Origin of the sequence: Streptomyces sp. NPDC005752, assembly GCF_040630715.1 — a bacterium.
Taxonomy (GTDB): domain Bacteria; phylum Actinomycetota; class Actinomycetes; order Streptomycetales; family Streptomycetaceae; genus Streptomyces.
In genome coordinates this window covers 19,081-43,141 of record NZ_JBEXYB010000024.1, presented here as the reverse complement: position 1 = coordinate 43,141, position 24,061 = coordinate 19,081, and the positions used below count along the sequence as shown (strand labels likewise).

The 24,061-nt window shown below is 69.2% G+C and carries 24 protein-coding genes; 14 read left to right on the top strand and 10 right to left on the bottom strand.

The features are described from left to right. Positions 1-70: 70 nt before the first annotated feature. Positions 71-1,873: a bifunctional metallophosphatase/5'-nucleotidase gene (locus ABZ441_RS20855; RefSeq protein WP_358976128.1), complete on the bottom strand. Its 1,803-nt coding sequence runs from the start codon at positions 1,871-1,873 to the stop codon at positions 71-73. A 181-nt stretch (positions 1,874-2,054) separates the two neighbouring features. Between ABZ441_RS20855 and ABZ441_RS20850 the strand changes: the two genes are divergently transcribed. The 12 genes from ABZ441_RS20850 (at position 2,055) to pstB (ending at position 14,830) form a co-directional block, all read left to right on the top strand. Continuing rightward, positions 2,055-3,125 carry a PDDEXK nuclease domain-containing protein gene (locus ABZ441_RS20850; RefSeq protein ID WP_358976125.1) on the top strand — a complete coding sequence of 357 codons (1,071 nt, stop codon included), beginning with the start codon at positions 2,055-2,057 and terminating at the stop codon, positions 3,123-3,125. An 80-nt stretch (positions 3,126-3,205) separates the two neighbouring features. After that, entirely contained in the window at positions 3,206-4,129 is a 924-nt protein-coding gene (gene mshD, locus ABZ441_RS20845; protein WP_358976122.1) for a mycothiol synthase, read from the top strand. Positions 4,130-4,221: 92 nt separating this feature from the next. Then, positions 4,222-4,632 (top strand): GntR family transcriptional regulator, encoded by a 411-nt coding sequence (locus tag ABZ441_RS20840; protein WP_358976119.1) that lies wholly within the window; start codon positions 4,222-4,224, stop codon positions 4,630-4,632. Continuing rightward, positions 4,629-5,522: an ABC transporter ATP-binding protein gene (locus tag ABZ441_RS20835; protein ID WP_358976116.1), complete on the top strand. Its 894-nt coding sequence runs from the start codon at positions 4,629-4,631 to the stop codon at positions 5,520-5,522. Before ABZ441_RS20840 ends, ABZ441_RS20835 begins: the two co-directional genes overlap by 4 nt. Next, positions 5,519-6,496 carry an ABC transporter permease gene (locus tag ABZ441_RS20830; protein ID WP_358976113.1) on the top strand — a complete coding sequence of 326 codons (978 nt, stop codon included), beginning with the start codon at positions 5,519-5,521 and terminating at the stop codon, positions 6,494-6,496. The genes ABZ441_RS20835 and ABZ441_RS20830 overlap by 4 nt, the downstream gene beginning before the upstream one ends. A 268-nt stretch (positions 6,497-6,764) precedes the next feature. After that, positions 6,765-9,011 (top strand): RNA degradosome polyphosphate kinase, encoded by a 2,247-nt coding sequence (locus tag ABZ441_RS20825; RefSeq protein WP_358976110.1) that lies wholly within the window; start codon positions 6,765-6,767, stop codon positions 9,009-9,011. Further along, entirely contained in the window at positions 8,998-9,987 is a 990-nt protein-coding gene (locus ABZ441_RS20820; protein ID WP_358976107.1) for a CHAD domain-containing protein, read from the top strand. The genes ABZ441_RS20825 and ABZ441_RS20820 overlap by 14 nt, the downstream gene beginning before the upstream one ends. Then, complete coding sequence (locus tag ABZ441_RS20815) at positions 9,984-10,412, top strand: NUDIX hydrolase (protein WP_358976104.1); 429 nt, start codon at positions 9,984-9,986, stop codon at positions 10,410-10,412. The genes ABZ441_RS20820 and ABZ441_RS20815 overlap by 4 nt, the downstream gene beginning before the upstream one ends. 271 nt (positions 10,413-10,683) lie before the next feature. Continuing rightward, the gene (gene pstS / locus ABZ441_RS20810) at positions 10,684-11,817 is read left to right on the top strand and encodes a phosphate ABC transporter substrate-binding protein PstS (RefSeq protein WP_358976101.1); all 1,134 of its coding nucleotides are present in this window, start codon (positions 10,684-10,686) and stop codon (positions 11,815-11,817) included. 131 nt (positions 11,818-11,948) lie between these two features. Further along, positions 11,949-12,941 (top strand): phosphate ABC transporter permease subunit PstC, encoded by a 993-nt coding sequence (pstC, locus tag ABZ441_RS20805; protein WP_358976098.1) that lies wholly within the window; start codon positions 11,949-11,951, stop codon positions 12,939-12,941. Then, a complete protein-coding gene (gene pstA, locus ABZ441_RS20800; RefSeq protein ID WP_358976095.1) occupies positions 12,938-14,026 on the top strand; it encodes a phosphate ABC transporter permease PstA in 1,089 nt (362 codons plus the stop codon). The genes pstC and pstA overlap by 4 nt, the downstream gene beginning before the upstream one ends. 27 nt (positions 14,027-14,053) lie before the next feature. Beyond that, positions 14,054-14,830: a phosphate ABC transporter ATP-binding protein PstB gene (pstB, locus tag ABZ441_RS20795; protein ID WP_031093589.1), complete on the top strand. Its 777-nt coding sequence runs from the start codon at positions 14,054-14,056 to the stop codon at positions 14,828-14,830. A gap of 267 nt (positions 14,831-15,097) precedes the next feature. Here pstB and ABZ441_RS20790 read toward each other — a convergent pair whose 3' ends face one another. Continuing rightward, complete coding sequence (locus ABZ441_RS20790) at positions 15,098-16,096, bottom strand: inorganic phosphate transporter (RefSeq protein WP_358976091.1); 999 nt, start codon at positions 16,094-16,096, stop codon at positions 15,098-15,100. A 5-nt stretch (positions 16,097-16,101) separates the two neighbouring features. After that, the gene (locus tag ABZ441_RS20785; protein WP_358976088.1) at positions 16,102-16,722 is read right to left on the bottom strand and encodes a DUF47 family protein; all 621 of its coding nucleotides are present in this window, start codon (positions 16,720-16,722) and stop codon (positions 16,102-16,104) included. A gap of 221 nt (positions 16,723-16,943) precedes the next feature. Here ABZ441_RS20785 and ABZ441_RS20780 point away from each other — a divergent pair, with 221 nt between their 5' ends. After that, entirely contained in the window at positions 16,944-17,291 is a 348-nt protein-coding gene (locus ABZ441_RS20780; RefSeq protein ID WP_358976085.1) for a metal-sensitive transcriptional regulator, read from the top strand. 84 nt (positions 17,292-17,375) lie between these two features. Here ABZ441_RS20780 and ABZ441_RS20775 read toward each other — a convergent pair whose 3' ends face one another. Next, positions 17,376-17,585, bottom strand: a complete 210-nt coding sequence (locus ABZ441_RS20775; protein ID WP_358976082.1) for a hypothetical protein — start codon at positions 17,583-17,585, stop codon at positions 17,376-17,378. Positions 17,586-17,684: 99 nt separating this feature from the next. Continuing rightward, complete coding sequence (locus ABZ441_RS20770) at positions 17,685-18,557, bottom strand: hypothetical protein (protein ID WP_358976079.1); 873 nt, start codon at positions 18,555-18,557, stop codon at positions 17,685-17,687. Between the two features lie 153 nt (positions 18,558-18,710). Between ABZ441_RS20770 and ABZ441_RS20765 the strand changes: the two genes are divergently transcribed. Next, entirely contained in the window at positions 18,711-18,893 is a 183-nt protein-coding gene (locus ABZ441_RS20765; RefSeq protein ID WP_358976076.1) for a hypothetical protein, read from the top strand. A gap of 144 nt (positions 18,894-19,037) precedes the next feature. Here ABZ441_RS20765 and ABZ441_RS20760 read toward each other — a convergent pair whose 3' ends face one another. The 5 genes from ABZ441_RS20760 to ABZ441_RS20740 all read right to left on the bottom strand — a co-directional run bounded on the left by ABZ441_RS20760 (position 19,038) and on the right by ABZ441_RS20740 (position 23,888). Continuing rightward, entirely contained in the window at positions 19,038-19,769 is a 732-nt protein-coding gene (locus tag ABZ441_RS20760) for a phosphatase PAP2 family protein (RefSeq protein WP_358976073.1), read from the bottom strand. Between the two features lie 301 nt (positions 19,770-20,070). After that, a complete protein-coding gene (locus ABZ441_RS20755; protein ID WP_358976414.1) occupies positions 20,071-21,060 on the bottom strand; it encodes a bifunctional lytic transglycosylase/C40 family peptidase in 990 nt (329 codons plus the stop codon). A gap of 115 nt (positions 21,061-21,175) precedes the next feature. Then, on the bottom strand, positions 21,176-21,496 hold the full coding sequence (locus tag ABZ441_RS20750; RefSeq protein WP_358976070.1) for a hypothetical protein: 321 nt from the start codon (positions 21,494-21,496) through the stop codon (positions 21,176-21,178). Between the two features lie 227 nt (positions 21,497-21,723). Beyond that, complete coding sequence (locus ABZ441_RS20745) at positions 21,724-23,520, bottom strand: alpha/beta hydrolase (RefSeq protein WP_358976067.1); 1,797 nt, start codon at positions 23,518-23,520, stop codon at positions 21,724-21,726. Further along, complete coding sequence (locus tag ABZ441_RS20740; RefSeq protein WP_358976064.1) at positions 23,520-23,888, bottom strand: hypothetical protein; 369 nt, start codon at positions 23,886-23,888, stop codon at positions 23,520-23,522. Before ABZ441_RS20740 ends, ABZ441_RS20745 begins: the two co-directional genes overlap by 1 nt. Positions 23,889-24,061 lie beyond the last annotated feature (173 nt).

Below are 24,061 nucleotides of genomic sequence, written 5' to 3'. Positions count from 1 at the left end.
CGCCACGTGACGTGGCGGGCCGTCGGTCTCCGGGCCCGTGGGAGCGGCTGAACGCTCCCACGCACCGGAACTACTGCACGATCGTGATCCGGTCCGTGGCCGGCGGGGCCAGCGGCGCGGAGGCCGTGGAGTGGGCAGCCAGGTAGGCGTTGAACAGGTCCAGGTCGGACGCACCGACCAGCTTGTTCGTGCCCTGGCCGAGGGCCGCGAAGCCGTCGCCGCCACCCGCGAGGAACTCGTTCATCGCGACGCGGTACGTCTTCGCCGGGTCGATCGCCTCACCATTGAGCAGGATCGAGGAGGCGACCACGCGGTCGGCGCCCGACTTCGTCATGTCCAGCGTGTAGGTGAGGCCCTTGGAGGCCTGGAGGATCTTCGGGGACGCCTCGTTGGATCCGCTGACCTGCTGCTGGAGCGCGGTGACCAGCTGCGCGCCGGTCAGGTCGACGACGTTCATCATGTTGGTGAACGGCTGGACCGTGAACGCCTCGCCGTACGTCACCACTCCGTCGCCCTCACCGCCGGACGCCGTGTACACCAGGTCGGAGCGGATACCGCCCGGGTTCATGAACGCGACGACCGCGCCGCCCTTGTCCGCGGGAGCCAGGCCCTCCAGCTGGGCGTCGGCGATCAGGTTGCCGAGCGGCTTCTCGGGGGCCGTGGAGCCGCGGCCGTTGATGTCGGCGGAGATGAAGCCCTGCGGCCGGCCCGCGATGGGTGCGGCGAGCGTGTTCCAGCGGGCGATCAGCGCCGTCATGTCGGTGGCCTTGGCCTGATCCCGGCTGACGATGTGGTTGGCCGACTCCACCGACGTACGCACGATGTCCTTGGTGCGACGGTCGTAGGTGAGGGTCGTGTCGGTGTAGAGCTTGCCGAACGACGACGCCGAGGTGACCATGCGCGGCTTGCCCGACGGGTCCGGGACCGTGCAGACGTACGCCTGGTGGGTGTGGCCCGTGACCAGGGCGTCGACCTTCGGCGTGATGCCCTTGGCGATGTCGACGATCGGCCCGGAGATGCCGTCACCGGCGCCGGGGCTGTCGCAGTCGTAGTTGTACGAGGAGGAGGCCGGGGCCCCGCCCTCGTGGATCAGCGCGACGATGGACTTGACGCCCTGACGGTCCAGCTCCTTGGCGTACTTGTTGACCGTCTCGATCTCGTCGTGGAACTTCAGACCCTTGACGCCGTTGGCCGTGACGATGTTCGGCGTGCCCTCCAGGGTCACCCCGATGAAGCCGATCTTGACGCCGTTCTTCTTCCAGACCGTGTACGGCTTGAGGATCGGCTTGCCGGTCTTCTCGTTCGTCACGTTGGCCGCGAGGTAGGGGAAGTCCGCGCCCTCGAACTTCTTGCCCTTCGCGTAGCAGCCCTCGACCGGGTGGCAGCCGCCGTTCTGCAGACGGGCCAGCTCCGTGGCCCCCTCGTCGAACTCGTGGTTGCCCACGGCCGTCACGTCGAGGTCGAGCCCGTTGAGCGCCTCGATGGTGGGCTCGTCGTGGAACAGCCCTGACAGCAGCGGGCTCGCGCCCACCATGTCGCCGCCGGCCGCCGTGACGGAGTACGGGTTCCCCTTGCGCGCGGTGCGCAGCGAGGTCGCGAGGTACTCGACGCCACCGGCCGGGACCGACTTCACCGTGCCGTCGGCCTGCTTCTCACTGACCGTCCCCGCCGAACCGGCCGGCGGCTCCAGGTTGCCGTGCAGGTCGTTGAAGGAGAGCAGCTGCACGTCGACCGTGCGGGACGGGTGGTGGCCGTGGCCCCTGTCATGGGCACCCGCCGGCATCGCGGCGACGAGCGCGCCGACGGTGACGAGCCCGGCGGTGGCGGCGAGCACCCGCCGGGGCACACGGTTCTTCTGCGGAGTCGCTGACATCGGTCCCCTTGTGAGTGTCTGGATCCTGCGTGCGGCAGCCTAGAGTCAACGCGCGTAGCGCGACAGGTGTCCGGGGTTACGAACTGGTTGCTTCGTACTCGGAGACGGGCTGATCACCCGTAGGGGGCACATATGCGAGCAGAAACGTCACCGCAGCCATACGTGACGGAATCCTGCACTTATGAACAACGAACTCACAGGCGAGGCAGTGGTGCCGGCCCAGCACCGGGGCGAACTTCCCTCGGGCTTCTACGACATGCTCGACGACCTCAAGTCGATCGTAAGAGGCGCGCACGTACGCGCACAGCTCAAGGTGAACACCGAGATGCTCCAGATGTACTGGCAGATCGGCCGGACGATCCTGGAGAGGCAGGGCGGCGAGAAGTGGGGGACGAAGGTCGTCGACCGCATCGCCACGGAGCTGCGGACCGAGTTTCCGAACCAGCGGGGGTTCAGTGCGCGCAATCTGCAGTACATGCAGCAGATGGCTCGAACATGGACCGAACAATTTGCGCAGCAAGCTGCTGCGCAATTGCCCTGGGGCCACCTCCAGCTCGTCATGGACAAGTGCAGAACCCGCTTCGAGCTGGACTTCTACGCCCAGCACGCCGTCCACCACGGCTGGTCCCGTGACCGCCTCAGCACGCACATCCGCAGCGAGCTCCATCTGGCCCAAGGCGCGGCCGCCAACAACTTCGACGTCACCATCCCGGAGCAGTCCGAGGCCGCGACGCAGATCTTCAAGGATCCGTACCGCCTGGAGTTCACCCAGCTGTCGGACACCGCCGCCGAGCGCGAGCTCGAAGACGCGCTGACGAGCAGGATCATCCAGTTCCTCACCGAGCTCGGCTTCGGGTTCGCCTTCGTCGGTCGCCAGTACCCCCTCACCGTGGGCGATACGGAGTTCCGCATCGACCTGCTCTTCTACCACTTCAGGCTGCACCGCTTCGTGGTGGTCGAGCTGAAGACCACCAAGGCTCACCCCTCGCACCTGGGGCAGCTCAGCTTCTACGTCACTGCGGTGGACCGCCTCCTGCGCGACCCGGAACGGGACGACCGGACGCTTGGCATCCTCATCGCGGAGAGCCAGGACGCGACGACCGTCGAGTTCGCCCTCCAGTCGCAGAACCAGCCCCTCGCGGTGAGCACGTACGCGGGCCTTCCCCCGGGCGTACGGGAACTGATGCCCACCACGGACGACCTCTCCCGCATCGCCCATGAAGTGCTGCACGACGGGGCCGGCACCCGCTGACGAGGCGGGCGGACGGCGCCCCTGCGGGCCGTGCGACAGCCTGCCCCGGCGCCCCACCCCCGCCCCGTACGCTCGTACCCATGACGACTGACGCACCCCTCCCCTCACCCGGGCGCGAGATCGAGACCCTCGACGCGCTCACCCCCGAGCAGGCCGACGCCGTCCTCACCCTCCTCGGCGAGGCCGCCGGGACCGATGGCCGGCAGGCCGTCTCCGAGCAGGGGCGGCTGCAGTTGAGGGGCGGTCACCGTGAGGGCGTCCGGCATTTCCTGCTCACCGTCGACGGTGTGCTGGCCGGATACGCGCAGCTGGAGGACGCCGATCCCGTCGAGGCCCCCGCCGCCGAGCTGGTCGTGGCCCCCGTCCACCGGGGCCGCGGGCACGGCCGGGCCCTGGGTGCCGCGCTCCTCGCCGCGACAGGGAAGCGGCTGCGGGTCTGGGCACACGGTGGCAAGTCGGCCGCCCGGCACCTTGCGCAGGTGCTCGGCCTCTCCCTCTTCCGCGAACTGCGCCAGCTGCGACGCCCGCTGGACTCCCTCGACATCGCCGAGCCGGCCCTGCCGCCCGGCGTCACCGTCCGCACCTTCGTACCGGGTCAGGACGACGCAGCCTGGCTCACCGTCAACAGCGCCGCGTTTGCCCACCATCCCGAGCAGGGTTCGCTCACCCAGCGGGACCTGGACGACCGCAAGTCCGAGCCCTGGTTCGACCCGGACGGCTTCTTCCTCGCCGAGCGCGACGGCGAGATCATCGGCTTCCACTGGACGAAGGTGCACGCCGAGGAGGAGCTGGGCGAGGTCTACGTCGTCGGCATCAGGCCCGACGCCCAGGGCGGCGGCCTCGGCAAGGCGCTCACGGCGATCGGACTGCGGTATCTGGCCTCCCGAGGGCTCCCGACAGCCATGCTCTACGTCGACGCCGACAACCTGGCGGCCCTGTCCGTCTACGAGCGGATGGGCTTCGCCACGCACGAGGTCGACCTGATGTACCGCACGGAGTCCTGAGCAGCACCAAAACCCCGAGGGGCGGCGTCACTTGACGTCGCCCCTCCCTTGGGGCACCCTTTCACTACTCAATTAGTGAAAGGGTGGTGTACATGGCAGAGTCCGCAGCGGTCGAGTTCCGTATCGACCGGCGCAGCGGCGTCGCCACCTACCTCCAGATCGTGCAGCAGACCAAACAGGCACTCCGCCTCGGTGTGCTGGAGCCGGGCGACCGGCTGCCCACGGCCCGCGAGGTCGTCGAAGCCACGGCCATCAATCCGAACACCGTGCTCAAGGCCTACCGCGAACTGGAACGCGAAGGGCTCGTCGAGGCCCGCCGGGGCCTGGGCACCTTCGTCCGCCGGACCCTCGGCAGCGCGGCGGTCACGACCGACCCGCCGCTGCGTGCCGAGCTCGCCGAGTGGACCCGCAGGGCCCGCGCCGCCGGCCTGGACAAGGACGACGTGAGCGCGCTCTTCACCGACGTACTGAACAGCACATTCAAGGGGGACCCGCACTCATGACAGGTGCAGCAATCGAGGCGAACGGCCTCGGTATGACCTACGGGCGAAAGCGCGGGTGGGCGCTGCGCGACTGCTCGTTCCGGCTGCCCACGGGACGGATATGCGCTCTCGTCGGACCCAACGGCGCCGGGAAGTCCACCCTGCTCACCCTCGCCGCCGGCCTGCTCCGGCCCTCCGAGGGGTCGGTACGGGTCCTCGGCTCCACGCCCGCCGAGGCCCGCCCCCGCATCGCGTACGTCTCCCAGGACAAGCCGCTCTACCCGCAGCTCACCGTGGCCGACACCCTGTGGGCCGGGGCCGAGCTCAATCCCGCCACCTGGGACCGCTCGGCCGCGGACCGGATCGCCGGCACGCTTCCCCAGGACGCGAAGGTCCGGACGCTCTCCGGCGGGCAGCGCACCCGGCTCGCCCTCGCTCTCGCGCTGGGCAAGCGACCCGAACTGATGCTGCTGGACGAGCCGATGGCCGACCTCGACCCGCTCGTGCGTCACCAGCTGATGGGCGTCCTGATGGCCGATGCCGCCGAACACGGAACGACCATCGTGATGTCCTCGCACATCCTGACCGAGCTGGAGGGCGCCTGCGACTACCTCCTGTTCGTCGACGGCGGCCGGGTGCGCCTCGGCGGTGAGAGCGACGACATCGTCGCCGCGCACTCCGTGCTGACCGGCCAGGCCCGCGACCTCGCCCCGCACACGGTCGTCGAATCCCGCACGACGGGACGTCAGCTCACCGCGCTCGTACGGAGGGAGGGCCCGGTGGACCACACCGCCTGGGACGTCACGGAGCCCACCCTTGAGGAGCTGCTCCTGGCCCACCTCCGCTCCCCCGAAGCCCCCGCCCTGCTCACGCCGAGCGCGGACGCCCGCGAGGAGGTGGCCGCGATATGAGCACCCTCACCCCGCCCCGCCCTTCCCTGCGCGGCCCCGTCCGTGTCCTGCTGCGACAGCACAGACGGGCCTTGTGGTCGGCCGCCGCGCTGCTCCTGACAGGCATCGCCTTCGTGGTGGGCCTGCGCATCTGGGTCGCGGTGCGCAGTTCCGAGGAGCTGTGCCCCGACGGTGATGTCACCCCGTGCGGCGACGGCACGTACCTGGGGACCTACGCCCGCACCGCAACCGAGACCTTCCTTGCGGACGGCGGGACGGTGATGCTCCTGCTCGCGGCCCTCGCCGGTGTCTTCGTGGCCGGCCCCCTGATCGCACGCGAACTGGAGAGCGGCACCTACCGGCAGGCCTGGACCCAGGACGTCTCACCCGTGCAATGGCTGGCGGTCCGCCTGGTCACGCCCCTGGCACTCGTGACCTCCGGGATGGTCGTCCTGGCGCTGGTCTACCGCTGGGGCCGCTCGTCCGTGGACGGCTCCCCGTACGCCTTCGGCCTCGAATGGCACGCGAAAGGCGTCTACCCCGCCCTCGGGCCGGTGGCCCTCGGGTACACGGCTCTCGCCGTGGCACTCGGGGCGCTCTGTGCCATGGTCGTACGCCGCACGCTGATCGCCGCGTCGGGCACCTTCATCCTGTTCGGGCTGGTGGCACTCGCGATGGGCAAGCTGCGCTATCGCCTCTGGCCGTCGGTTCGGCTCACCGGGGAGGCGTATCCGCAGGGCTCCTTCTGGCACCTGGACTCCGGGATGCTCACCGCCTCGGGGCAGGAGGTGGGCCGTGAGGACTGCTTCACGGTGGACGGATTCACCGACCATGTGGCCTGCATGCGCGCCCGCGGCGGGGTGACGCAGTTCGTCGACTACCACCCCGCCTCCCATTTCTGGCCCCTCCAGCTCGTCGAGACCGGCATCCTGCTCGTCCTCTCCGCCGTGGCCGTCGCGCTCGCCTTCCGCGTCCTGCGCCGCCGCACCGCCTGAGAGCCACCCTCTGTCCGGGCCCCGGGGGGAGCCCGGGCAGGGGGTTCACCTACGGTGAGGGGGACAGCACCGCAGTCACAACGCTTCCTGTACGTCATGTCGCCGTTACCGGCCATTCAGACGGGCTTGCGACCCTCACGGGATGCAGCCAGCTCTGCCCACCCCCCGCAACGGGAGCGGCCCCGGTCCGGGGCCCGCTTCCGCGTCTTCCGCGATCTTTACGGGCTCCGACGCGCCTGAGGAGCCGAAGGCGCGGAAGAATAGGTCCATGAGCCAGCAGCCCAGCTCCGAGGTTCCGGTCCAGCCCGCCCAGCCGTCGGTCGGCTCCCTCGCCGCCCACCGGCCGCACGCCGTCGCGGGCTCCGTGCCCTCAGGCCTGTCCACAGCCGCCGATCTGGACCCCGACCTGGACAACGACCCGGACGCCTACGAGCCCGGTTCGCCCGACGACGAGCTGCCGCAGGGCCGCTTCCTCGACCGGGAGCGCAGTTGGCTCGCGTTCAACGAACGTGTCCTGGAGCTGGCCGAGGACCCCACCACGCCCCTACTCGAACGGGCTAATTTCCTCGCCATCTTCGCCTCGAACCTGGACGAGTTCTTCATGGTCCGGGTCGCCGGGCTCAAGCGCCGCATCGCGACCGGCGTCGCCACCCGCTCCGCGTCCGGGCTCCAGCCCCGCGAGGTCCTCGACCTGATCTGGACCCGCTCCCGCGAGCTCATGGCCCGCCACGCCGCCTGCTACCAGCAGGACGTCGCACCCGCGCTGTCCGACGAGGGCATCCAGCTGGTCCGCTGGCCCGATCTGACCGAGAAGGAACAGGCCCGCCTCTTCACCTTCTTCCGCCAGCGGGTCTTCCCCGTGCTGACCCCGCTGGCCGTCGACCCGGCGCACCCCTTCCCGTACATCTCCGGGCTGTCGCTCAACCTCGCCGTCGTCGTCCGCAACCCCGTCAGCGGCCACCGGCACTTCGCCCGCGTCAAGGTGCCGCCGCTGCTCACCCGCTTCCTGGAGGCGTCCCCGCAGCGGTACGTCCCGATAGAGGACATCATCGCGGCGCACCTCGAAGAGCTCTTCCCGGGCATGGAGGTCCTCGCCCACCACATGTTCCGGGTCACCAGGAACGAGGACCTGGAGGTCGAGGAGGACGACACCGAGAACCTGCTCCAGGCCCTGGAGAAGGAGCTCATGCGGCGCCGCTTCGGCCCGCCGGTCCGCCTGGAGGTCGAGGAGTCCATCGACCCCTACGTCCTGGACCTGCTGGTGCGCGAGCTGAAGATCTCCGAGACCGAGCTCTACCCGCTGCCGGGCCCGCTCGACCTCACCGGGCTGTTCGGCATCGCGTCGCTGGACCGGCCCGAGCTGAAGTACCCGAAGTTCGTCGCCGGCACCCACCGCGACCTCGCCGAGGTCGAATCGGCCTCCGCGCCCGACATCTTCGCCGCCCTGCGCGAGCGCGACGTCCTGCTGCACCACCCGTACGACTCCTTCTCGACCTCCGTCCAAGCCTTCCTGGAACAGGCGGCGGGCGACCCGGACGTCCTCGCGATCAAGCAGACCCTGTACCGGACCTCGGGCGACTCCCCGATAGTCGACGCCCTGATCGACGCGGCGGAATCCGGCAAGCAGGTCCTCGTCCTCGTCGAGATCAAGGCCCGCTTCGACGAACAGGCCAACATCAAGTGGGCCCGGAAGCTGGAGGAGTCCGGCTGCCACGTCGTCTACGGCCTCGTCGGGCTCAAGACCCACTGCAAGCTGTCGCTCGTCGTCCGCCAGGAGGGCGACACACTGCGCCGCTACTCCCACGTCGGCACCGGCAACTACCACCCCAAGACGGCGCGGCTCTACGAGGACCTCGGCCTGCTGACCGCCGACCCGCAGGTCGGGGCCGACCTCTCCGACCTCTTCAACCGGCTCTCCGGCTACTCCCGCCGCGAGACCTACCGCCGGCTGCTGGTCGCCCCGAAGTCCCTGCGCGACGGGCTCGTCGCCCGCATCAACAAGGAGATCACCCACCACCGCGCGGGCCGGCCCGCGTACGTACGCTTCAAGGTCAACTCCATGGTCGACGAAGCGGTCATAGACGCCTGCTACCGGGCGGGCCAGGCCGGCGTACCGGTCGACATCTGGGTACGCGGCATCTGCGCCATCCGCCCCGGGGTCAGCGGCCTGTCCGAGAACATCCGGGTCCGCTCCGTACTGGGCCGCTTCCTCGAACACTCCCGTGTCTTCGCCTTCGGCAACGGCGGCGAGCCCGAAGTGTGGTTCGGGAGCGCCGACATGATGCACCGTAACCTCGACCGCCGGATCGAAGCACTGGTCCGCGTCACCGACCCCGCGCATCGCGCCGCCCTCAGCAGGCTCCTGGAAACAGGCATGTCCGACACCACCACCTCCTGGCACCTGGGCCCCGACGGAAACTGGACCCGGCACTCCACGGACGCGGACGGGCAGCCGCTGCGGCACGTACAAGAGATGCTCATCGATGCCCGGAGGCGCCGGCGTGCGACGCCCTGACCACCAGACGACCCTCTCCGCGGAAGCGGTCCTCGCGCCCTACCTGCGCGAACAGGCCTCCTGCTTCCTACGGGGCCTGCGACTGCACCGCGAACACAGCGCCCCGGGGGACGCGGGCACACAACGCGCCGACGAGGCCGTCCGCGCGCTCCGCCGAGCGGCACGCCGGATCAGCGGCACGCTGCACACCTTCCGGGGAACACTCGAACCGGCCTGGGCCGACCAGCTCCGCGCCGAGCTGGCCTGGCTCTCCGGAACCCTCGCCCGCGAACACGCCTACGCCACCAGGCTCGCCCGGCTCCTGGAGGCGCTGCACCAGCTCTCCGGCACCTCGCTCCCCCCGGCCCGGACATCCGCGGAGGCCGGTGCGACCGAGAGCGACAAGGAGCGGGCGGCACTCGGCGTCGGCGCCGCCCGGGCCGGGGCGCTGCTGGAACGCCGGCTGACCCTCGCCAGGACCCGCGCCCACTCGGCGGCGCTCCAGGCGCTCGGCTCCTCCCGCTTCCACGCCGTCGCCGACGCCGTCGCGCTGCTCGCCTCCGAGGTCCCCCTGGCGTCCACGGCCGCCGAACCGGCGGCTGTGGTGCTGCACGCCCCGGCCGGGCTGGCCGAGCAGCGGATGCTGGACGCGGTAGCCGCGCTCCCGCCCGACGAGGCGGTGGAGCCGTACAACGAGGCCCACGACGCGCTCTGGCACCAGGCCCGGCTCCTGCTGCGGCTGCACCGGTACGCCCACGAGATGCTGCGCGGCGCCCCCGACCCGGCCCTCGGCGGCCCCGGGCACGCGCTGGACCTGCACCGTGACGCGGCGGAGGCCGCAGCGGCAGCGGCGGCGGCAGCGCGCACCCCGCGCATCGCCCCGGCGACGGCGTACGCCCTGGGGGTGCTCCACGCCGACCAGCGGCACGAGGTGGAGGCCGCGCGCAGCGTGTTCCGCGAGACCTGGCCGTACGCGACGGCCGTGAGCGTCCCATGAGCGAGCTCGTCCTGGCGGCGGGCTGCGTGCTCTGGCGCCGGTCCCCGGACGGCGACGGCCTGGAGATCTGCCTGGTCCACAGACCCCGCTACGACGACTGGTCGTTCCCGAAGGGCAAGCTGAAGCGCGGCGAGACGGCGCTGGAGGCCGCCCTGCGCGAGGTCCTGGAGGAGACGGGCCACCGCTGCGTGCCGGGCGCCGCCCTGCCGAACGCCCTGTACACGGCGAACGGACGGCCCAAAGAGGTCAGCTACTGGGCGGCGGAGGCGACGGACGGCACGTTCGTCGCCAACGACGAGGTCGACCGGCTGGAGTGGCTCTCCCCCGCCGTGACCCGGGCCCGCCTGAGCCGCCCCGGCGACCGCATCCAACTGGACGCCTTCCTGCGCACCGGCCCGGCGGATTCAGGCCCTTCCCGCGCCTGAGGGCACGACCCCGCAGCCCCTGGCCGGGGTGCGACACACACGGCCCCCTGCCCGGCCGCGGCCCCGGCGCGCCCTCGCCACGCCGCGTAGCACGCAGAACCAGCCCGCCCTACACGGTTCACCTGTCGTTCACTCTGCCCCGTAGGCCGCTTCACCTGTTCTGCCTAATTTCGGACGTACACGGTGCACGGCGCCAAGCCACCGCACCACCTCTCATCGCACGCCGCCCACCCCACCAGCCGCGGCGGCTCCTGGAAGGAACACCCCGAAAGTGAAGCTTCAGCGCAAGAACCGGCTTCGTGCCACCGCGCTCGGTGCCCTCGCCGTCTCCGGCGCCCTGGTCCTCACGGCGTGCGGTTCGGACGACAACACCGGCGCCGACGCGGACGGCGGCAAGACGCCTGCCGCCGCGTCGGACATCAAGTGCGACGGGGCCGAGGGCCAGCTGCGTGCTTCCGGGTCCAGCGCCCAGAAGAACGCCATGGACCTCTGGGTCAAGAACTACATGGCCGCCTGTTCCGGCGTGGAGGTCAACTACAGCTCCTCCTCCTCCGGTGAGGGCATCGTCGCGTTCAACCAGGGCACCGTGGGCTTCGCCGGCTCCGACTCCGCCCTGAAGCCCGAAGAGGTCGCCGAGTCGAAGAAGGTCTGCAAGACCGGCCAGGGCATCAACCTCCCGATGGTCGGCGGCCCGATCGCGGTCGGCTTCCACCTCGAGGGCGTCGACAAGCTCACCCTGGACGCCTCCACGCTCGCCAAGATCTTCGACACCAAGATCAAGAAGTGGAACGACCCGGCGATCGCCGCGCTCAACGAGGGCGTCAAGCTGCCGGACAAGGCCATCCAGGCCTTCCACCGCTCCGAGGACTCCGGCACCACGCAGAACCTCGGCAAGTACCTGAACGCCGCGGCCCCGAGCGACTGGAAGTACGAGGCCGAGAAGAAGTGGCCGGCCCCCGGTGGCCAGGCCGCGTCCGGCTCCTCCGGCATCGCCTCCCAGGTGAAGGCCGTCGACGGCTCCATCGGCTACTTCGAGCTCTCCTACGCCGCCTCGCAGGACATCACCACCGTCGGCATCGACACCGGTGGCGCCGCCCCGGTCGAGGCCACCTCGGAGAACGCCTCCAAGGCCATCGCCGCCGCCAAGGTCAAGGGCACCGGCAAGGACCTGGCGCTCGACCTCGACTACACCACCAAGGCCGAGGGCGCCTACCCGCTGGTCCTGGTGACCTACGAGGTCGTCTGCGACACCGGCAACAAGGCCGAGACCCTCGGAACGGTCAAGTCCTTCCTGAACTACACCTCGTCCGCGGACGGCCAGAAGGTCCTGACCGAGGCCGGCTACGCCCCGATCCCCGAGGCGATCAACGCCAAGGTCCGCGAGACCGTCGCCGGCCTTTCGTAACCCTCCACCGCACGACACGCACGCAGGTGCGGGCCGGTCCGGCGCACTCCGCCGGACCGGCCCCACCACCCGACCATCCGGTGCACCGCCGCCAGGGGAGCCTCCGCTCCCCCACACAGACCGGAAAGACCATGGCTTCCACCACACCGCTCGACATCCCACCGGCTCCGCCGGTCACGCGCGGCCGCCCCAAGTCCACCGGGCGCGCCGGCGACAAGATCTTCCTGGGCCTCTCGCGGGGCTCGGGCATCCTGCTGCTCGTGCTCATGGCGTCGATCGCCGCGTTCCTCAGCTACCGCGCCGTCATCGCGATATCGAAGGACGAGGGCAACTTCCTCACCACCTTCGACTGGAACCCGGCCGGCGACCCCCCGGTCTTCGGCATCGCGGTCCTGCTCTTCGGCACCGTCGTCAGCTCGATCATCGCGATGCTCATCGCGGTTCCGATCGCTGTCGGCATCGCCCTGTTCATCTCGCACTACGCGCCGCGCAAGCTGGCCGCCCCCCTCGCGTACGTCATCGACCTGCTCGCGGCGGTGCCCAGCATCGTCTACGGCATCTGGGGCGCCCTCGTCCTCGTCCCGTACCTGGAGGGCCTGAACCTCTGGCTCGACCAGTTCTTCGGCTGGACGTACATCTTCGAGAAGACCGAGGTCGGCGTCGCCCGCTCGCTCTTCACCGTGGGCGTCCTGCTCGCGATCATGATCCTGCCGATCGTGACCAGCGTCAGCCGCGAGGTCTTCCTCCAGGTCCCGAAGATGAACGAGGAAGCCGCGCTCGCCCTCGGCGCCACCCGCTGGGAGGTCATCCGGCTCTCGGTGCTGCCCTTCGGCCGCTCCGGCATCATCTCGGCCTCGATGCTCGGCCTCGGCCGCGCGCTCGGCGAGACCATGGCCGTCGCCACGGTGCTTTCGCCGAGCTTCCTCATCTCGCTGCACGTGCTCAATCCGGGCGGCGGGACCTTCGCCCAGAACATCGCGGCCAAGTTCGGTGAGGCGGACGAGTTCGGGCGCGACGCCCTGATCGCCTCGGGCCTCGTCCTCTTCGTCCTCACCCTGCTGGTCAACGGCGCGGCCCGGCTCATCATCGCCCGCCGCAAGGAGTACTCGGGGGCCAACGCATGACCCACGCCACCACCACCGACGTCCAGGACACGCGTCCGCAGACCTCGCCGGAACCCGGGAAGGCCGGCCTCAGCAGCCGCAGCCTCCCCCGCTGGGCCCCCCTCGGCTTCGCCGTCGTGTCGATCGCCCTCGGCGTCGGCGTCTCCCTGGCAGCCGGCTGGCACAGCCGCGTCCAGTGGGGCATGATCTCGGCCCTGCTCTTCCTGTTCCTCTCGTACGTCGCGACGACCGTGATCGAGAACAAGCGCCAGGCCAAGGACCGACTCGCCACCAGCATCGTCTGGGTGTGCTTCCTGGTCGCCGTCGTCCCGCTCGCCTCGCTGCTCTGGACCACGGTCAGCCGCGGCTCCGAGCGTCTCGACGGCTACTTCCTCACCCACTCGATGGCCGGAGTGCTCGGCTCCGAGGACAGCGGCGGTGTCTACCACGCGCTGATCGGCACCCTGGAACAGGTCGGGATCGCCACCGTGATCTCCGCCCCGCTCGGGCTGCTGACCGCGGTCTACCTGGTCGAGTACGGCAAGGGCACCCTCGCCAAGGCCGTGACCTTCTTCGTGGACGTCATGACGGGCATCCCGTCCATCGTGGCCGGTCTGTTCATCCTGTCGATCATGCTGATCGCGAAGCTGGAGCCGTCCGGTCTGATGGGCGCCCTGGCCCTGACGATCCTGATGATCCCCGTGGTGGTCCGATCCACCGAGGAGATGCTCAAGCTCGTCCCCAACGAGCTCCGCGAGGCATCCCTCGCGCTCGGCATCCCGAAGTGGCGCACCATCCTGAAGGTGGTCCTGCCCACCGCGATCGGCGGCATCACGACGGGCGTCATGCTCGCCATCGCCCGCATCGCGGGAGAGACGGCACCGATCATCCTGCTGGTCTTCGGCAGCCAGCTGATCAACACGAACCCCTTCGAAGGCGCCCAGTCCTCGCTGCCGTTCTACATCTACGAGCAGTACAAGATCGGCGAGGCCGCGTCCTACGACCGTGCCTGGGCCGCTGCCCTGGTGCTGATCGCCTTCGTCATGATCCTCAATCTGGTGGCCCGCGGCATCGCCCGCTGGAAGGCCCCCAAGTCCGGCCGCTGAGGCCACGCAGAAAGCAGTTGATTCCACATGGCCAAGCGCATCGACATCAGCGGCCTCACCGCCTACTACGGCTCCCACAAGGCCATCGAGGACATCTCGATGACCGTGGAGCCCCGCTCCGTGACCGCCTTCATCGGCCCGTCCGGCTGCGGCAAGTCCACCTTCCTCCGCACCCTGAACCGCATGCACGAGGTCACCCCCGGTGGCCGTGTGGAGGGCAAGGTGCTGCTGGACGACGAGAACCTGTACGGCTCCGGTGTCGACCCCGTCACCGTGCGCCGCACGGTCGGCATGGTCTTCCAGCGCCCGAACCCCTTCCCGACCATGTCGATCTTCGACAACGTCGCGGCCGGGCTGCGGCTGAACGGCTCCTACCGCAAGAGCCAGCTGTCGGACATCGTCGAGAAGTCCCTCAAGGGCGCCAACCTCTGGAACGAGGTCAAGGACCGCCTGAACAAGCCGGGCTCCGGCCTCTCCGGTGGCCAGCAGCAGCGTCTGTGCATCGCCCGCGCGATCGCGGTGGAGCCGGACGTGCTGCTGATGGACGAGCCGTGCTCCGCGCTCGACCCGATCTCGACCCTCGCCATCGAGGACCTGATCGGCGAGCTGAAGGAGCGCTTCACGATCGTCATCGTGACGCACAACATGCAGCAGGCGGCACGCGTCTCGGACCGTACGGCCTTCTTCAACCTCTCCGCGGTCGGCAAGCCCGGCCGGCTCATCGAGATCGACGAGACGGAGCGGATCTTCTCCAACCCGTCGGTCCAGGCGACCGAGGACTACATCTCCGGCCGCTTCGGATAAGCAGGCTCCGCACGGACGGGCTTCGTGCGAGCACGGTCTCCGCACCAGCGGGACCCGGACGAGCGTGCCTCATGCCTCGCGCGAGCACGATCCGGACAACCACGCTCAGGACAACCACAGACGGCCTTGGGGTGCTGCATGGCGGTGCCACCACAAGGCAAAGGGCCCGCCCCCGCTCTCCACAGGAGAGCAGGGGCGGACCCATTTTCCGTACGGGACCGCCCGGTCGGGCAGGGGATCGGCACGGCTCGTCGCCGGCCGGAAGGCTCAGCCGAAGAGCAGTACGACGACCCCGTAGCTGAGCGCGGCCACCAGTGCCGCTGCCGGCATCGTGATGAACCACCCCAGGATGATGTTCTTGGCCACGCCCCAGCGGACCGCGTTCACCCGCTTCGTGGCGCCGACACCCATGATCGCCGAGGTGATCACGTGAGTCGTGGAGATCGGTGCGTGGAACAGGAACGCCGAGCCGAACATGATCGAGGCGCCGGTCGTCTCCGCCGCGAAACCCTGCGGCGGGTCCAGCTCGATGATCTTGCGGCCGAGCGTGCGCATGATGCGCCAGCCACCCGCGTACGTCCCGAGGGACAGCATCGCCGCACAGGCGATCTTCACCCAGACCGGGATCTCGTCGTTCGGGCCCTCGACATCGGCGATGACCAGGGCCATCACCACGATGCCCATCGTCTTCTGGGCGTCCTGCAGACCGTGACCGAGCGCCATGCCCGCCGCCGAGACCGTCTGGGCGATGCGGAAGCCGCGCTTGGCCTTGTGAGGGTTGGCCTTCCGGAATATCCACATGATCCCGACCATCACCAGATAGCCGACGACCAGACCGATGACCGGAGAGAGGAACATCGGGATGACGATCTTGGACAGCACCCCGTCCCAGTGCACCATCGTCCCGCCGGCCAGCGCCGCACCGACCATGCCGCCGAACAGAGCGTGCGAGGACGAGGACGGAAGGCCGTAATACCAGGTGACGAGGTTCCAGATGATCGCGCCGACCAGCGCCGCGAAGAGGATTCCCATCCCCTTCTGGCCCTCGGGCGTGGCGATCAGCCCTTCACTGACGGTCTTGGCGACCCCCTGGCCCAGGAAGGCGCCCGCGAGGTTCATCACAGCGGCCATCGCCAGAGCCGCACGCGGGGTCAGCGCCCGGGTGGAGACCGAGGTGGCGATGGCGTTCGCCGAGTCGTGGAAGCCGTTCGTATACGTGAAGCCGAGCGCGACACCGATGGTCACGATCAGCGCAAAGGTGTCCACGAGGTTCAGGACTCCTTGACCGCGATGGTCTCCACGGTGTTGGCGACGTGCTCGAACGCATCAGCCGCCTCTTCCAGCACGTCCACGATCTGCTTGAGCTTCAGCACGTCCATGGCTTCGTACTTGCCGTTGAAGAGCTGAGCCAGCAGCTTGCGGTGGATCTGGTCGGCCTGGTTCTCCAGGCGGTTGATCTCGATCCAGTACTCGGTCAGGTTCTCCATGCTCCGCAGACTCGGCATGGCCTCGGCGGTCAGTTCCGCCGCCCGCGCCAGGACCTCGATCTGCTGCTCGACACCCTTGGGGAGCTCCTCGACCTGGTACAGCACGACCAGGTCGACGGCCTCCTCCATGAAGTCCATGATGTCGTCGAGCGACGACGCGAGGTTGTAGATGTCCTCGCGGTCGAACGGCGTGATGAAGGAGGAGTTCAGCTGGTGGAAGATCGCGTGGGTGGCATCGTCCCCCGCGTGCTCCGCTGCCCGCATACGCTCCGCGATCTCGACTCGGGAGGCAGAATCCGCCCCGAGCAGTTCCATGAGGAGCTTCGAGCCCGTGACGATGTTGTCCGCGGATGCGGAAAACATGTCGTAGAAGCTCGTCTCCCTGGGGGTCAGACGAAAGCGCACGTGGGGTCCTCGGGGTGCTTTGGATTCGGTCAGGCTGATGCTAGGCGCATCATCCGGCCACGGCTAACCGGCGTTCTTCAGTGTCGCGCATCGGGCACAGTGATCAGCACGGCCCCCCGGTCACGTTTCGGCTGGATTCGTTACGATATACCCGGCAGGGGTATGCAGACGGTACAGAACGGCACGCTTTCCGCAGGCCAAGAGGACAACGGGAGGACCCCATGACCAGCACCGAGGCCACCGACGCAGCCGGCACGGAAGCGGTCGTCACCGACCATGACCGCGGCATCCACGGTTACCACCACCAGAAGGAGGAGCACCTCAAGCGCCTGCGCCGCATCGAGGGACAGGTCCGCGGCCTCCAGCGGATGGTGGACGAGGACGTCTACTGCATCGACATACTCACCCAGGTCTCGGCGTCCACGAAGGCTCTGCAGTCCTTCGCCCTCCAGCTGCTGGAGGAGCATTTGCGCCACTGTGTCGCGGATGCGGCACTCAAGGGCGGCGGGGAGATCGACGCGAAGGTCGAGGAAGCCACCAAGGCGATCGCCCGCCTGCTGCGCACCTGACAACGGGCGCGGACCGTGCCCACGCACGAACCGGCGACCGCCCTCGCTCTCCCGCACCGCCGGAGAGGGGCGGGGTCGTCGACGTCATCCCCGGTGGCGGCCCTGCCGGGGGATCGTCGGCGACTGCCCGGCGGCATCCGCCCCGACGTTGAGCACCTCGTCGATGCGGTCGGGACTCAGCCGGTCCTCGCGTGCGTCCGCTGCCGCGATCATGAGCTCACCGCAGAGTTCGATCTCGGCAAGGGCCACACAGTCCTGAGCGTTCGGAGCGCTGAGCGTCACCACCTGCGTCACCTCTCTCTGCTGTCGCCGACTCCTGGCGCACCGGCTCCCTAGCGTAGGGAGCGTGGTACGCGCCGCGCATGGCACGGACGGACCATTTCGGCCCCCTCCCTACGGCGCTTCCGGGCCACTTCGACCCTGCTGGACGCGCCCCGTGTAGATGCCCCCCTCGGGGGGCAGCTCCACCGAGACCGGCACCCCGAAGCCGTACAGCAGCATCGTCGACACCACCGCGACCGCCGGCCCCTCGGTCGCGAACGTGAAGTGGTGGCGCACCTTCCGCAGCAGGCCCTCGTCGTCCAGATAGGCGTCGAAGGGCACCGTGTCCGTGCTGAACCCTTTCGCTGCGGCGGCCAGCGCCGCGCGCGAGGACGGCGAGGCCTCGCGCGCCGCGCTTTCGAGGTCCGCGACTCCCCGGTAGTGCCGGACCCCCACACCGGCCAGCTCCGTGCGTCCGACGTACACCACCTCGCCCGCCCCCCGGAGCAGCTCGGCGGCGGCAGTCGGATCGGTCACACCGCCGGTGACCAGATTGCCGTCCTCCAGAGCGGAAGTGTCGATGCGTACCCATTTGTCCGCAGGTACGCCGGCACCACGGTTCTTCATGTAGAGCGCACCGGGGGCGAGCAGTTCCGTGATCGGCAGGTGCTCGTCGGTCCCGGCGGCGTCCTTCGGCAGGACGACCTTGATCCGGCCCCGTTGCTCCCGGAAGTCGTACACCCCCTGTCCCCGGATCGTCACCCGGGTCCCACCGGCCGCGGTCTCCATCGAGGTACGCGTCTCGGCGCTGCCCGCACCGACCAGCTCCTCGGCCGCCCGCCGGACAACGGCGGCCGGGGTGCCGGCGCCGTGTGCGCCGGCCACGGCCTGCCGGCCGCCGCTCCCGCCGCCCGCGCATCCGGTGCCCAGCGCCATCACTCCCGCCACGGCCAGGGCGCACACAGCCAGTGCCCCGCCTCCGGACCTCTGCTGCTGCACCACCATCGCCTGCCAACCCCCAACGACGCACACCTGAACGAGTTCCGGCCCGCTTCGCCTAACGACGGCCGGGGCGCCTCGTCACGCCGCACGGCCCACTCCGGACGCCGATCGGCCCACTCCCCGACCGCCGAACGGCGTGCCCGGTACCGTGGACACGTGCATCAGGACCCCTCGGACTCCCCCGTCCACAGCCCCGGCCCGGCACACAGCACCACGACCGTCGAACGGGGCTCGTTCTGTCTGGCCCGGTGCAGCTGCGGCTGGTCGGGCGCCGCCCGACGGTCCCGCGACCGCGCCCGCACCGACGCGCAGGAACACAGCACCGACCTGGACCGCTGAGCCACGGCACCGCTCACGGAAGGGCACCGGCCGGCTGGACGCGTGAGCTGGGCCGGACACGCGCGAGCGGACGAGGGCGATGTCCGGACATGCGTGAGGGGTGCCCCTCGTGGGACACCCCTCACATCGTCGAACCCGACGCTCCTACGCGGCGAGATCCCTGTCGCCCGGCGCACTGCCACGGCCGGAACCCGAACTCGGCTCGGGAATCCCGAGCGACTCACCCCGGCCGTCGGCGGTGGCCCCGGCCCCGCCTGCCCGGACGAGCCAACCGACCGCTCCGGCACGGGCCACCGCGCGCACCAGGGGCGTCAGCAGCATCATCGCGAGCGGGGCGAGCAGCAGAGCCACGGCAGTACCGAGAGCGAAGCCGCCGATCACGTCGGTCGGATAGTGCACGCCCATGTAGACGCGGCAGAAGCCCTCGAGAAGGGCCAGCGCGATCGCCACCAGGCCGAACTTCCTGTTGGCCACGAACAGCCCCACCGCGATCGCCATCGCCATCGTCGCGTGGTCACTGACGAAGGAGAAGTCCGTCTTGCCCTTCACCAGGACTTCGAGCCCCTTGTGGTCGAGGAACGGACGCGGCCGTTCCACGAACCCCCGGATCGGGATGTTGATGAGCAACGCGATTCCGGCGGCGAGGGGCGTCCACACCAGCCCGGCAACCGCCGTCACCGAGTCCTCGGTCGTCCCACGTCGGCGTACGCTCCACCAGCACCACAGGACCGCCAGGACCATGGCGAACATGATCCCGAACTCACCGACGAACTCCATGACCCGGTCGAACCAGGTCGGAGCGGCCTTCGCCAGCCCATTGATGTCGTAGAGCAGGCTGACGTCGGGGTTCGACCCATCGAGTGCGAGTCCAGCCATCTGCCGCGGCCCCTTGCCTTGTCTGCTGCTGCGACGCACAACGGCGTGCGTCGCCTTGGTCTGACCCCCGTGGTCGGTGCGGATCCAGTGCCGCGCCACGCCATGATGCCGTCACGTCGGACTGCTCTGGGCAGACACGCATGGTCATGTGCGCATGCTGTCCCAGTCCAGGGAACGACGCGTCAGTGACGTACGTTCCGTTCTCCACCGAATGATCACCATGACGTTATCGAAGAGTGACTCATCGTCGCAGCTCAGGGCCCGGGCTTCACGGAGAGTTCCGGCCACGGCCGACTACCCGTCAGCTTTCCGGGAGCGTCGTCGGGAGCGCTGCGGCCCCGTCCTTCGTGACCCTTGTCGCACCGAAGTAATCCGGTGTGTCGATCTTGTCGAACCGGATCACCGCGCCGGTGAACGGCGCGTTGATCATGTACCCGCCGCCGACGTAGAGGCCCACGTGGCGGATGGCCCGAGAGTTGTTCAGGTCGTCCGAAAAGAACACCAGGTCGCCGGGGAGGAGCTCGTCCCTCGAGGGGTGCGGCCCGGCGTTGTACTGGTCATTGGCCACCCGTGGCAGCTCGATGTCGACCGTGCGGTACGCGGCCTGGGTCAGCCCGGAACAGTCGAACCTCCCACCCTGGTCGGCCGTACCGTTCCCACCCCAGAGATACGGGGTTCCGAGCTTCTTCTGCGCGAAGTAGATTGCTCCGGCGGCCTGTTGTGAGGGCTGCACCCGGCCGACCGGCTTGGCGAAGCTCTTCTCGAGAGACCGGATGATCTTGACGTAGTTCTGCGTCTCGCTGATCGCGGGGACCCCGCCCGACTGGATCACCCGGTAGGCCCCCGCGTTGTACGCGGCAAGCATGTTGTCGGTCGGGTCTCCCGGCACCTTCTTGACGTACCCGGCGATCTCGCAGTCGTAGGACGCGGCGGACGGAATCGCGTCGGCCGGGTCCCAGACGTCGCGGTCCCCGTCCTTGTCCCCGTCGATACCGTGCGAGGCCCAGGTCCCGGGGATGAACTGCGCGATGCCCTGTGCGGCGGCGTGGCTCTGGGCGCGCGGATTCCAGCCACTTTCCTGGTACAACTGCGCGGCCAGGAGGGCCGGGTTGATGGCGGGACAGAGATTGCCCCACTTCTCCACGAGAGGCTGATACCGCGCCGGCACGGCCCCCTTGGCCAGCCCGACGGCACCGCTCGCCCCGGAGATCCCGGCGGCGGCGGAGTACGTACCGACGACGAGCAGGGCGATGAAGCACAGGCCCAGCCCGATCCCGCCGCCGAGGAACACCCAGTATTTCCGCACCCCCCAACCATCCCCCATTCGGGCGCGGTTCACGTCACGATTCGCTGGTGTGTACGGGTGGATGGGGGCATGAGGGGGCGTCAGGGGCGGCTACGGGGGGTCAGGGGGCGCCGGCTGACCAGAAGGGGGAGTGGATGTTGGGGCGGGGGATGTGCTCCATACCCTCGTAGGTGGGTGCGGTCGCCTGGGTGGTGGACTCTGCGACCTCGGACTCCTCGACGCAGGGGGTGTCGACCTCGAAGAACACCTGGCCCTCACCTCCGACGATCAGGCTGACGCCGAACCCGTCTTCCGTCTGCGCAAAGATGGCCGGGACGTCAGGATCGTTGTTGATGGATTTCATCCGGTACCCGCTTTTGCGCCAGGAGCGATCCACCACACCCAGGAGGTTTCCTCTGCGCTCCGCGGACACGATGGTCATGACTGCGCGTCTTCTCGTTACGTCACAGCTGCCTGTGGTGGTCGGCCCATGGGTCCATCGGATCTCAGGCCGGACCTCGCTGAAGAGGCCATCCAGAATCCTGTCAGCACGAGTTGCCGCTTCTTGCATATCCATTTCAGCCCTCCCTGCACCCTCAGGTGAATCAGCGGCACAACCAGACAAAGCACAGGAAATAAGTACGGCAGCTGCGAACCCGTACGCGCGAGTCATCGATACTCCTCGGACTTGACCTTCTCTGCATGCCCTGCAGAAATCAGGGCGATACTGTTTGCAGACGCCGGATCCCGAACGGGATCGAAGTACTGAGAATGCGCGTCGATGGAAAAACCGTTGCGACTGACAACACCAGGCCCCTCATCCACAGGAAACCGGTTTGCCCCGAATGCCTTGCTCGCCGGGTCCTTTCCGAACCATAGATCATCGTCCCCTGGGTCCGCGACGTCTCCCACAAAGTAGGCGAACGGCCCGGCCAGGGCTGTCGCAGCACCGGCGGCCGTCTGCTGCTTCGACGGCATCTTGGTAACTACGTCGTTTTCTGCCGCACCGACGAACACATGCTCCCTTCCCACTCCGAGATCCCCGGCCTCATCAACGCCCACCCCGGGGCTACCTACCAACACAATGTCGTCGACTCCCGGAATGCCCTCGCCTTGCTGCGTTGCCGCGCCCACGGTCCGGGACCCGTACGAGTGCCCAATGGCCGTCAAATGAGGGTCGTCATTCTCGTTCGTCGCAGCCAAACCAGCCGTGAACTCATTCAAGCGTCTACCACCCTCTACCGCCCGCCCCTCACCAGCTACCGCCAAGCTACTCAGTCCATCAATTGCTTGCGGCGCATCGTAACCAAGCCATGAGATCGCCGCGCTGGACGGATCGTAGTATTGGGCTCCAATCGCTGTGTCACGGGCGCGTTTCAGATCACCCTCCGCAAACCCCTTATCCAAAGCCGTGTTCAGCCCGGGCACATAGGTCGCCACATGCTTCGCCGTATCCGGATTTCCGTACGAGACAATCGCCCGACCATTCCCCTCGTCGCTAATGCCCAAGAGGAACATCGGCGGCTCCCCCGGCTTGGCCCCCGCCCCCAACTGCCGGTCGATCTCCCGCAACCCCGCCAACTGCGTCATCGACTTCTCGTCGTCCCGCCCCTCCAGCTCGCCGATCAGCAGCTGGAGGTTGTCCCGGTTGGCCGCGTCGCGGACCAGTGCCGGGATGCCGTCCAGGTTCCCGATCTGGTCCGGGTACACCGCGAGGTACTCCTCGCGCTGCTCCTGGGTCAGCCCCGCCCACCAGTCCCGCCGCTCCGCCGGAGACGCATCGTGCGGGATGGCGTCCTTGAGGTAGGCCCCCGCCGCATCACGGACCTCCGCCGCGTCGCCCGCCGCGTCCTTCCACGTGGAGTCGGGGACCTTCAGGCCCTCCTCCGCCTTCAGCCGGCGCAGGATGCCCGCATACCGCCAGTCGATCTCGGCCGCCGCCCGCACCGCCCCGGTCACCCGGTCCGCGATGTCCTGCGCCTTGGCCACGTTGGGGTTCGGCGCGACCAGGCCGGAGGGCGGCACCAGTCCCGGAGGCCCGCTCGACGCCGCAGTGCCGCCCCGCAGTGGTGCACCCTCGATCAGCCCTTCGCCACCGGCCGGATACGTCACCGTCCCGTCCGCGTGCACCGTGAACCTCAGCGCGGCCGCGTCGTCGAGCGCCTCCCCCAGCACCCGCTGCTGGGTCCTCATCTCATGGGCCAGGGAGTTCAGGGTCGTGCGGAGAAGCCCGCACTCGGTGTACACGTACTGGAAATTCCGGCCCAGCTGTCGCAGCCGTGCGACCGCCGCCTGCGCCGCCTCACCCTCCTGAGTGTCACGGAGCCCGGTGAGCAGTTGCTGCTCGACGCGGTCCCGGGCCGCGTCGGCCCGGTTGCTCGACTTGCCCCATCCGTCGGCAGCGCCCTCCAGCTCGGCGCACTTCAGATCCCGTAACTGCGCCCAGGTCAGCGTCGGCATCGGCATCACCGGGTGTCGCCCTCACACGGCATCACCGCGGCGAAGGACGACCTGACGGCCTCGTTCGTCGCGCCCTGTGTACGTGCGACGTCCCGCAGTTTGGCCGCCAGGCTGCCGCACTCGCCCTGCGCCGCCTGGATCCGCCGCTCCCAGGACTCCCGTACGGACGCCAGCTCAGCCAGAGCCGTCAGCCGGCCCGCACCCGCCATGAGGCCCTGATGCGCCAGACCCAACTCGCCCCGTACCGGTCCCAGCTGGGTCACCAGCTCGTCCGCACCCCCGGCGGCCCGCAGCCACGCCCCGTCGCTGTGCTTCAGCCTCTGCCCGCAGTCGTCCCCGGCCGACGGCCCAGCCGGATCGCTCAGCCCGCTCATGACAGTCACAGTGCTCACCCCGTTCGTCGATCACGGAGCGGCACTGTGCCAAACGCCACGTACCCGACACGCCGGGCACGCCGTCGACGTGCCGCCGCACTCCTTCCCCCGCAACGAACGCCCCCTGCCGAGATCACCCGAACGAGCCCGGCCGCCCGACGCGGTCGGTTTCC